At 60.9% G+C, this 8,637-nt stretch carries 10 protein-coding genes; 2 read left to right on the top strand and 8 right to left on the bottom strand.

Annotation, left to right across the window (positions count from 1 at the left end):
• Positions 1–41: 41 nt before the first annotated feature.
• Complete coding sequence (gene glmS / locus QZL67_RS08940) at positions 42–1,883, bottom strand: glutamine--fructose-6-phosphate transaminase (isomerizing) (RefSeq protein WP_022290382.1); 1,842 nt, start codon at positions 1,881–1,883, stop codon at positions 42–44.
• A gap of 365 nt (positions 1,884–2,248) precedes the next feature.
• Between glmS and QZL67_RS08935 the strand changes: the two genes are divergently transcribed.
• Positions 2,249–2,932 (top strand): DUF421 domain-containing protein, encoded by a 684-nt coding sequence (locus QZL67_RS08935; protein ID WP_022290381.1) that lies wholly within the window; start codon positions 2,249–2,251, stop codon positions 2,930–2,932.
• Positions 2,929–3,318, top strand: coding sequence for a DUF4363 family protein (locus QZL67_RS08930; RefSeq protein WP_022290380.1), 390 nt, complete (start codon positions 2,929–2,931; stop codon positions 3,316–3,318). The genes QZL67_RS08935 and QZL67_RS08930 overlap by 4 nt, the downstream gene beginning before the upstream one ends.
• Positions 3,319–3,328: 10 nt before the next feature.
• Here the strand turns inward: QZL67_RS08930 and nrdR are convergent, their stop codons facing one another.
• The 7 genes from nrdR to QZL67_RS08895 all read right to left on the bottom strand — a co-directional run.
• The gene (gene nrdR, locus QZL67_RS08925) at positions 3,329–3,787 is read right to left on the bottom strand and encodes a transcriptional regulator NrdR (protein ID WP_022290379.1); all 459 of its coding nucleotides are present in this window, start codon (positions 3,785–3,787) and stop codon (positions 3,329–3,331) included.
• Positions 3,788–3,931: 144 nt separating this feature from the next.
• Complete coding sequence (locus QZL67_RS08920) at positions 3,932–4,471, bottom strand: hypothetical protein (RefSeq protein WP_022290378.1); 540 nt, start codon at positions 4,469–4,471, stop codon at positions 3,932–3,934.
• Between the two features lie 80 nt (positions 4,472–4,551).
• Positions 4,552–5,052 (bottom strand): hypothetical protein, encoded by a 501-nt coding sequence (locus QZL67_RS08915; protein WP_022290377.1) that lies wholly within the window; start codon positions 5,050–5,052, stop codon positions 4,552–4,554.
• Between the two features lie 162 nt (positions 5,053–5,214).
• A complete protein-coding gene (locus QZL67_RS08910; RefSeq protein WP_022290376.1) occupies positions 5,215–5,583 on the bottom strand; it encodes a type II toxin-antitoxin system PemK/MazF family toxin in 369 nt (122 codons plus the stop codon).
• Between the two features lie 195 nt (positions 5,584–5,778).
• A complete protein-coding gene (gene alr, locus QZL67_RS08905) occupies positions 5,779–6,948 on the bottom strand; it encodes an alanine racemase (RefSeq protein ID WP_022290375.1) in 1,170 nt (389 codons plus the stop codon).
• Between the two features lie 35 nt (positions 6,949–6,983).
• Positions 6,984–7,475, bottom strand: coding sequence for a hypothetical protein (locus QZL67_RS08900; RefSeq protein ID WP_292920194.1), 492 nt, complete (start codon positions 7,473–7,475; stop codon positions 6,984–6,986).
• Positions 7,476–7,688: 213 nt separating this feature from the next.
• On the bottom strand, positions 7,689–8,637 hold a 949-nt coding region (locus QZL67_RS08895), incomplete at its 5' end, for an NAD(P)H-hydrate dehydratase (RefSeq protein ID WP_292920192.1).

The following is an 8,637-nucleotide window of genomic DNA, read 5'->3' as shown; positions in this document are numbered from 1 at the left end:
CAGCCGCTCTCCGTTTGCCGCATCTTTTCCGCGTTCCGGGATTATTCCACAGTCACGCTCTTGGCAAGGTTTCTGGGCTTATCAATATCGCAGCCCCGCTGGAGTGCCACATAGTAGGCAAACAACTGCAGCGGCACCACACCCAGAGACGGCTGCAGGACCGGATGGGTCACCGGCACCGCCACAGTGGCATCGGCGGTCTTTTCCATCTTTTCCTTGAACTCCTCCGTGGTCAGCGCCAGCACTTCGGCACCCCTGGCCTTGACCTCCACCACGTTGCTCATGGCCTTGTCAAAAAGCGGTGCATACGTGCCCAGTGCCACCACCAGCGTTCCCTGCTCGATCAGGGAGATGGTTCCGTGTTTGAGTTCGCCGGAGGCGTATGCCTCGGAGTGGATATAGCTGATCTCCTTGAGCTTCAAAGACCCTTCCATGCCCATGGCATAGTCCAGATTTCGGCCAATGAAGAAAATGGAGTCGTGGTTGAAATACCGGGAGGCAAAATACTGGATATCCGCGGTATCCCGGTCCAGCATCTCCTGCATTTTCTCCGGCAGGGCCTGGACTTCAGCCAGAATGGCATCATATTCGCTCTGTTCCACAGTCCCCAGCAGATCTGCCAGATACAATCCCACCAGATCCATCAGCACCAGCTGGGTGGAATAGGCCTTGGTGGTGGCCACGGCGATCTCCGGGCCGGCCCAGGTGTAGAGCACATCATCGGCCTCCCGGGCGATGGAGGAACCCACCACATTGACGATGGCCAGCGTCCGGCCGCCGCGGCGCTTGGCCTCCCGCATGGCGGCCATGGTGTCCAGGGTCTCGCCGGATTGGCTGATCACCACCACCAGGGACTTCTCATCCACCAGCGGGTCACAGTAGCGGAACTCGCTGGCCAGCGTCACTTCCACCGGCCGGCGCATCAGCTTTTCCCAGTTGTACTTGCTGACCATGCCCACGTGGTAGGAAGAACCACAGGCAATGATGAAGATTCGGGAGATATCCCGCACATACTCCTCTGTCAGGTGCAGATCGTCCAGCACCACCCGGCCGTTCTTGATCCGGGGAGAGACGGTCTTGCGGATGGCCTCGGGCTGCTCCACGATCTCCTTGAGCATGAAGTGGGGATAGCCGCCCTTTTCCGCCGCGGATACATCCCAGTCCACCATGCTGTGCTTTTTCTCCACCGGCACCAATTCGTCGTCGAACACATCGATGGAGTCTGCCGTCAGCACGGCGATCTCTCCGTCGTCCATGTAGGCCACGTCCCTGGTGTACTTGATGATGGCCGTGACGTCAGAGGCAATGAAGTTGCCGTTTTCCCCATAGCCCAGAATCAGCGGGCTGTCCTTCCGGGCGGCGATGAGTGCGTTGGGATAATCCGCGCAGATGATGCCGAAGGCATAGGAACCCTCGATCCGCCGCAGCACACGGCCCACGGCCTCCAGCATGTTGTGGCACTCGTTGTAGTGGTATTCCAGCAGCTGGGCCACGACCTCAGAGTCCGTGTCGGACTTGAAGGTGACACCCAGCTTCTGCAGGTGCTCCTTGAGCTCCAGATAGTTTTCGATGATGCCGTTGTGGACGATGGCGATGCGGCCGTTTTCGCTGACATGGGGATGGGCGTTGATATCATTGGGTTCTCCGTGGGTTGCCCAGCGGGTATGGCCAATGCCAAGATTTCCCTCCAGGTCCGCGCCGCCGTGGATCAGGTCGCTGAGGACCTTCAGCCGTCCCTTGGTCTTTTTGACCTGCAGTCCTTTGGACTCAGACCGCACTGCCACACCGGCGGAGTCATAACCCCGGTATTCCATCCGCGCAAGCCCGTCGAGCAAAATGGGAGCTGCCGGCTCCCGGCCTACAAAACCGATGATTCCACACATAAAAATATCCTCCTGATAGTCGATGATTTGGTTATCAAAAGGACAAACGCGCAGTCATTTGTCTCTTTTTTCGCAGTCATGGCCGTTCTGTTTTGCGGTTATCCGCATATTTGTGGGCCATGTTCGCACCTGCATGTACGGAAGGGCATCCGCCGAACATTCGATCACAGGGGTGGTTCCCCCGTTTGTTCCCTTCTCCTCGTCATCCTGCCGGTTTCCGGCAGGCGCTGGCGCTTTTGATGGGCCGTTCCCCATGATCCTCCTTTCTCTCTGCGCTGTTATTTATCATAAAACTCCCAAGGGAGCATGATACCTGTATAATCTTCCCTGGTTCCCGGAATGCTACCAGGACGGAGGGATTTTCTATGATCACTGCATTTTTCCGCACGGTACTCTTATACATTCTGATCGTTGTGGGCATGCGCCTGATGGGCAAGCGCCAAATCGGCGAACTGGAGCCCAGCGAACTGGTTTTGACCATGATGATCTCAGACCTGGCCTCTGTTCCCATGCAGGATTTTGGGATTCCCCTGCTGGCCGGCTTCATTCCGATTTTGACGCTGCTGGCCCTCTCGTTGTTCCTCAGCCAGCTCTCTCTCCACAATCTCCGCTTCCGCAGGCTTATGTGCGGCTCCCCCACCATTCTGATCCGGAACGGCGAGATCCAGCAATCCGCCATGCGGAAAAACCGTCTCACACTGGATGAACTTCTGGAAGAGCTGCGGGAGCAGGGGTACTCTGATCTGCAGGATATCAAGTACGCCATTTTGGAAAATTCCGGTCAGCTGTCCGTTTTCCCCTGGACTACACAACAGCCCCCCACGGTCGAGCAACTGGGGCTGGAGATTCAAGACGATGTAACGCTGCCGGTGGTATTGATCAATGACGGCCGGGTCCTGCAAAAGAATCTGACTGCCTGCGGTCGGGATGCCCGCTGGCTGCAAAAGCAGCTCCAGGCGGAAAAAGTCTCCTCTCCGCGGGAGATCTTCCTGCTCACGCTGGATGAGCAGGGCAGCGTGTTTTGTGTGAAGAAGGAGGCGGAGGCATGAAAAAAATCCTTCTTTACCTTCCCTCCGTTGCCGTGCTGGCCGCGATCCTCGCATTTTCCCTGTGGAATGACGTCCACATGTCCGGCGAGACCAGCCGCTGGCGCAGCCAGCTGGACCAGGCAGACGCGCTCGTTCAGGAAAATCGCTGGGAGGACGCCCAGGCCAAACTGGCAGAAAGCTACGAGGACTGGAGCAGCCGGCAGACCTATCTGCACATTGTCTCCGAGCATGATGCCGTGGACGATGCGGAAGCCATGTACCGCCGGGCCATGGCCTTTGCCGACACCCGGGAACTCTCCGAGTTCCGGGCGGAGCTGTCCGATCTGCGGGATCAACTGCGGCTGCTGGCAGAGATGGAGCGTTTGAATCTCAAAAATGTGCTCTGAGCACCGAAGATCACTTCCCGTCGGCCAGCAGTTTGTTCAGCTCCGCCATAAAGGTATCGATATCCTTGAACTGACGATAGACGGAGGCAAAGCGCACATAGGCCACCTGGTCCACGCTCTTGAGCCGTTCCATCACCTTTTCACCGATGGCCTCCGTGCTGATTTCCCGTTCCATGGAGTTTTGCAGGTCCTGCTCGATCTCAGCGGCGATCTTCTCCAGATCTGCCAGAGGCACGGGCCGCTTCTCACAGGCTCGGATCATGCCGCCGAGCACCTTGCGGCGCTCAAAACTCTGTCGGCTGCCGTCCTTTTTCACCACCACCATCGGCAGGCTCTCCACCGTCTCATAAGTGGTAAACCGCTTTCCGCAGGAAAGGCACTCCCGCCGGCGACGGATGCTGCTGCCCTCGTCTGCGGGGCGGGAATCAATGACCTTGCTCTCACTGTATCCACAAAATGGGCATTTCATGAAGAGACCTCCCGTTTTTCGCCGGTTGCTGTTTCCGGCTCGTTTTCTGCACAGGGTACTGACAGGCAGTTTTGCCTATAAGTGTGGATATTATAGCACAGCACCGCAAAATATGGTATCCATAATTTGAACTTTTCCGAATTTTCAATCCAGGGCCCGCAAAACCGGAATCACCGGCCACTCCGCCCGGTTCAGGGCAAAGACCGCGCAGTGCCGTCCGGCCACGGTACCCACCCGGGCAAAGCAGAACATGGCAGTCAGCGGGAACGGCTGCCTGCCATCATAGGGAATCGCCACATAGCGGCACTCCCCCTCTCGGCGGGTCAGCACGCCCTCCGCGGTCCGCAGCTGATTTTGAAGATAGGCGGAGTGAAAGCATTTCCCCGGGTCTCCCAGAGGTTCCCAGCCCTCCGCCCCGCCTGCGGCCGGGCGGAGTTCTCCCTGCACCAGCTTTCCCAGGGGCTCCGTCATCCGGCGGGAAAAGCGGCGGCGGATGGTGAGTCTCCCGTCCAGCGGCTCCAGCACACCCAGACGCAGCTCACCCTGCTCCCCCACCGCCCAGGCACACCACAGTCCCGGTTCCGGCAGACGGCAGCACACCGTAAACCAGGTATACAGCGCTTCCCGTTCCACGCTCAGCTCTCCCAAGGTTCTCTCCCGCCAGATCAGCGGAAACTTGTCCATATGCCGCACCCCTTCCCGCAAAAAAATCCCCGCCTGTGTCACTGTATGCACAGGCGGGGACAACTATGCGGAAACCGTGCTCAGCCGATGGTGTAGCTCCCCCGCACCAGCAGCTTGGTGGTAGCGGCTGTGGCCTTCACACCCCGGTTTTCAATGGTCATCATGTAGAGGTGGTTCTGGACCAGCGCTCCACCGTTGTTGAGGGTGGTGGCAGCGCTCTCGTCAATAAGTCCCGGTGTGGAGGATGCCACACAGACGGCAGTGCCCACCCGCAACATTACCTCGCAACCGATGTCTCCCTTCAGAGTCTGTCCTTTGCTGAGCGTGACCACGACAAAGGAGGACGCGGCGGTGCCGGCAGATCCCTGCCCCCCCATCTGCTGGGCGATCTGGCTGTTCCGGGCAGCAATCTTCTGATCCACCTGGGTCATAATGGTGCCCAGGAACGTATCGTTGAGATAGCTGAGGGTCACCAGCGGATCGCCGGAGGAGCCCGCCTCCACCGCCAGGGCCGTGACATTCAAAACGCCGCATAAAGCCAGCAGCGCCAGCAGCCGCAGCACCCATCTGTTCTTCTTCATCGTATGTACCTCCAAACTCTTGTGTACGCACTTTCCCCCGCGGGTTGTCCGCCCTGCGCCCCCGCAGGCCGCAGCGCTGCCGAACCTTCCCCGCTCCGGGTCCGCTATGTAGGTAAGACGTTCCCCCGAAAAGGGCCCCGCCCTTTCCAGGGGAACCATCGATCACACCATCTGGTCGTGGGGCAGCCCGAAGCTGACCGCGATCGCCAGGTCCACCTTCTCCATCACCCGTTCCTCCACATGGCCCATCTTTTCCCGCAGACGCTTTTTGTCCAGGGTGCGCACCTGTTCCAGCAGGACGATGGAGTCCCGGCTCAGGCCGCAGCTTTCCTCCACGGGAAGGTCAATATGTGTCGGCAGGCGGGCCTTACCGGTCTGGGACGTAATGGCCGCCGCGATCACGGTGGGGCTGTAGCGGTTTCCGGTGTCGTTCTGGATGATCAGGACCGGACGGACGCCGCCCTGCTCGCTGCCCACCACCGGGGAGAGATCGGCATAGTAAATATCGCCGCGCTTGACACTCGTATCCACAAAGTTCACACTCCGCCGAAAGAAGTACCCATCACCGAAGTCCGCTTCGGTGAGGCCACTTTCATTCTCCCACGCAGATTTGGAATTTATACGCGGACCGCCGCGCAAATTCCGTCATCCCCGCCCCGCACCATTCTATGCCGGCGAGGGAAGGGAGGTGCGTTGTGTGAAGAGCAGACCAAATCCGTCCGCGCCTTACACCAGCAGCCGCAGGCTGCGCTCCGTCATCTGGCCGCCCTCCATGTAAAGGCGGGGCACCCGCTTGCTGACGGCGCAGGTCAGCTCGTAGGGGATGGTATCCAGCAGCGCGGCCAGATCGTCCACACTCTGCTTTTGTCCGAAAATCTCCACTGTGTCTCCCACATGGATGTCCGGCAGGTCGGACAGATCCACCATGGTCATATCCATGCAGATGCGGCCCCGCAGCGGTGCCGGGCCCTGGCTGGTGATGACGGACATCCGGTTGGAAAGACCACGGAAAAAGCCGTCGGCATAGCCGATGGGCAGCACGCCCACCCGGGTCTTCCCGGTGGTGCGGAAGGTCCGGCCGTAGCTGATGTCCGTGTCCGGGTCAAAGACCTTGATGGTGGAGATGGTGGACTTGAGGGACATCACCGGCCGCAGATCCAGCGCCTTGGCGTCGGCGCCCACACCGTAGAGGGCGATGCCGGGCCGGACCATATCCAGATACATCTCCGGATACCGGACCAGGGCGCCGCTGTTGGCGCAGTGGCGGATGGCAAAGGTCCGCCCCCGCTGTGTCAGAGCATCCAACACCCGTGTGAAGAGCGCAAACTGCTCCTTGGTATAGGCCTCGCTGGCAGCGTCGTCCTCATCTGCCACGGCAAAGTGGGTGAAGATACCCTCCGCCTCCAGTCCCGGCAGGTCGCAGGAGCGGGCAATGGCCTCCACGCCGCCCGCGAAGTGCTCGCCCCGCACCAAAAAGCCCAGGCGGGACATGCCGGTATCCACCTTGATGTGGACCTTCAGCGTACCGCCGCAGGCCACCGCCGCGGCGCTGTACTCCTCCGCCTTGGCCTGGGCGGAAACCGTCTGGGTGATGTGGTATTCCAGCAGCTGGGAAACCATGGAGGGCGGCGTATGTCCCAAGATCAAAATTGGGCTCTGGATACCGCCCCGACGCAGCTCCTTGGCCTCATCCAGACTGGACACCGCCAGATAGTCGGCGCCCAGCTCCTCCAGTTTCCGGGATACCTGCACTGCTCCGTGGCCGTAGGCGTCCGCCTTCACCACGCCCAGATACTTCACGTTCGGCCCGATGCGCCGGCGGGCCTGCCGGTAGTTATGGGCCAGGGCGTCCATATCGATCTCCGCCCAGGTCCGCCGCAGATTTTCTTCTTCCATGGTCTGATGCCACCTTCGAGTCTATTCACATTTGTTTACACGGCAGGCGAAGTCTCCGCCTGTCCGCTCTGGTTCGCTATTGTATCATAAAAGGAAAAGTTCGTAAACTCCGCCGTCAAAATAATTTCTCCGTCCACGGAGATCTCTCCCCGCACCGGCGTGCCGGTATCCTGCCGCAGCCAGAGGTCGGACACGATCTTTCCGCCGCCGCTGCCTGTCTGGTCCAAAGTCAGGTGCTGACAGGCAGCCTCATCCCAGTCCTCCCGGTTCTCCTCCAGCAGCCACCCGTCCCGCAGAGCGCTCATGAGCCGCGGCAGGCAGACCGCCGGACTCACTGCCTCTTCACTGAGGGTCCCGGCATTGAGGCATATATCCTCGTAGACAAGGCTCCAATCGTCCTCCGTGAGGACGGCCTTCACCCCGGCAATGGTCTCCGGAGCGGTCACTTCCACCGTGCTCTCTCCCCCCGGTGTGTAGTCACATTTCATGGTCGCCTCCCAGACCTGATCCTCCTGGGTACAGGTCACCACTGCCTCCATGGAGCAGCCGGCCATGCTTCTGTACGGCGCCCGGCCATGCTTCTGGCCGGCCCCCGCGGATCTGCCGCCGCGTTTTCTCTCCCCCCGCCGCAGCCCGTCAGCAGCAGACAAAGGGTCATCATTGGTACGCACAACCATCTGCGCACCGTCAAACCTCCTGTTTTCGCCAGAATCTGCCCGCCCGGCCGGATGCCGGCGGGATCACGCCATTACCGTCAGTTCCCGGAACACCTTGGGCAGGGCCGCCGCCGCATCCTGGGGCGCCATGGCATAGGGTGTCAGTTCCTCCGCTGCCAAGTCCCCTGCCCGGCCGTGAATCCATACACCAGAAGCCGCCGCCTGGGCTGCCGTGGTTCCCTGGGCCAGGAGCGAAGCGATGATGCCGGTGAGCACATCGCCGCTGCCGCCTTTGGCAAGGCCGGAGTTTCCGGTGGTGTTCACCAATACGGTCCCCGCCGGGGTGGCCGTCAGGGTCCTGTGGCCCTTGAGCACCAGTGTGCAGCCATACTCTCTGGCAAACGCCCGAGCCGCCGCCAGCCGGTCCCCGGAGGAGAGATCGCCGCCCAGCCGGGCAAATTCTCCGTCGTGGGGCGTCAGAATCGTGATCCGCCCGCGGCGCTCCTTCAGCACATCTATATGCTCTGACAACGCGTTTATGCCGTCGGCATCCAGCACCACCGGCTGCGTGGCCCGCTGCAACAGTGCGCACACCAGCTCCGTCACCCCCGGGCTCCGCCCCAGGCCCGGCCCCAGCGCCAACACCTGGCAGCCCGCCAGCTTTTCCTCCACCTGTTCCAGCGCATCGGCCCGGAGCTTTCCGCGTTTGTCCGGCAGGGGGAACGGCATGGCACAGACGCACCTGGACGCCTCCACCTGCCAGATGCGCTCCGGGACCCCCAAAAACACCAGTCCGCAGCCGCTGCGCACCGCGGCGGAGGCAGTGAGATAGGGGGCACCGGTATAGCCCTCGCTGCCGCCCACGATCAGCACCTTGCCGAAGGTGCCCTTGTGGCCGTCCGCCTTTCTGGGAGGAAGTGCCTCCCGCACGAATGCCACCTCCGTGGTCTGCACCGGGCACACCGTGCCCGCCAAAAGGTCCGCCGGGATTCCGATATCCCGGACCTCCACACTGCCGGAGCAGAGGGCTCCG

Origin of the sequence: Oscillibacter sp. CAG:155 (genome assembly GCA_000436875.1) — a bacterium.
Taxonomy (GTDB): Bacteria; Bacillota; Clostridia; order Oscillospirales; family Oscillospiraceae; genus Oscillibacter.
The sequence above is the reverse complement of the archived record's forward strand: the minus strand, read 5'-3'. Positions and strand labels throughout refer to the sequence as shown.

Excerpts from the sequence above, each read along its gene's own strand:
- glmS (WP_022290382.1), bottom strand. The coding sequence starts at position 1,883 with ATGTGTGGAATCATCGGTTTTGTAGGCCGGGAGCCGGCAGCTCCCATT.
- QZL67_RS08935 (WP_022290381.1), top strand. The coding sequence starts at position 2,249 with ATGATCACTGCATTTTTCCGCACGGTACTCTTATACATTCTGATCGTT.
- QZL67_RS08930 (WP_022290380.1), top strand. The coding sequence starts at position 2,929 with ATGAAAAAAATCCTTCTTTACCTTCCCTCCGTTGCCGTGCTGGCCGCG.
- nrdR (WP_022290379.1), bottom strand. The coding sequence starts at position 3,787 with ATGAAATGCCCATTTTGTGGATACAGTGAGAGCAAGGTCATTGATTCC.
- QZL67_RS08920 (WP_022290378.1), bottom strand. The coding sequence starts at position 4,471 with ATGGACAAGTTTCCGCTGATCTGGCGGGAGAGAACCTTGGGAGAGCTG.
- QZL67_RS08915 (WP_022290377.1), bottom strand. The coding sequence starts at position 5,052 with ATGAAGAAGAACAGATGGGTGCTGCGGCTGCTGGCGCTGCTGGCTTTA.
- alr (WP_022290375.1), bottom strand. The coding sequence starts at position 6,948 with ATGGAAGAAGAAAATCTGCGGCGGACCTGGGCGGAGATCGATATGGAC.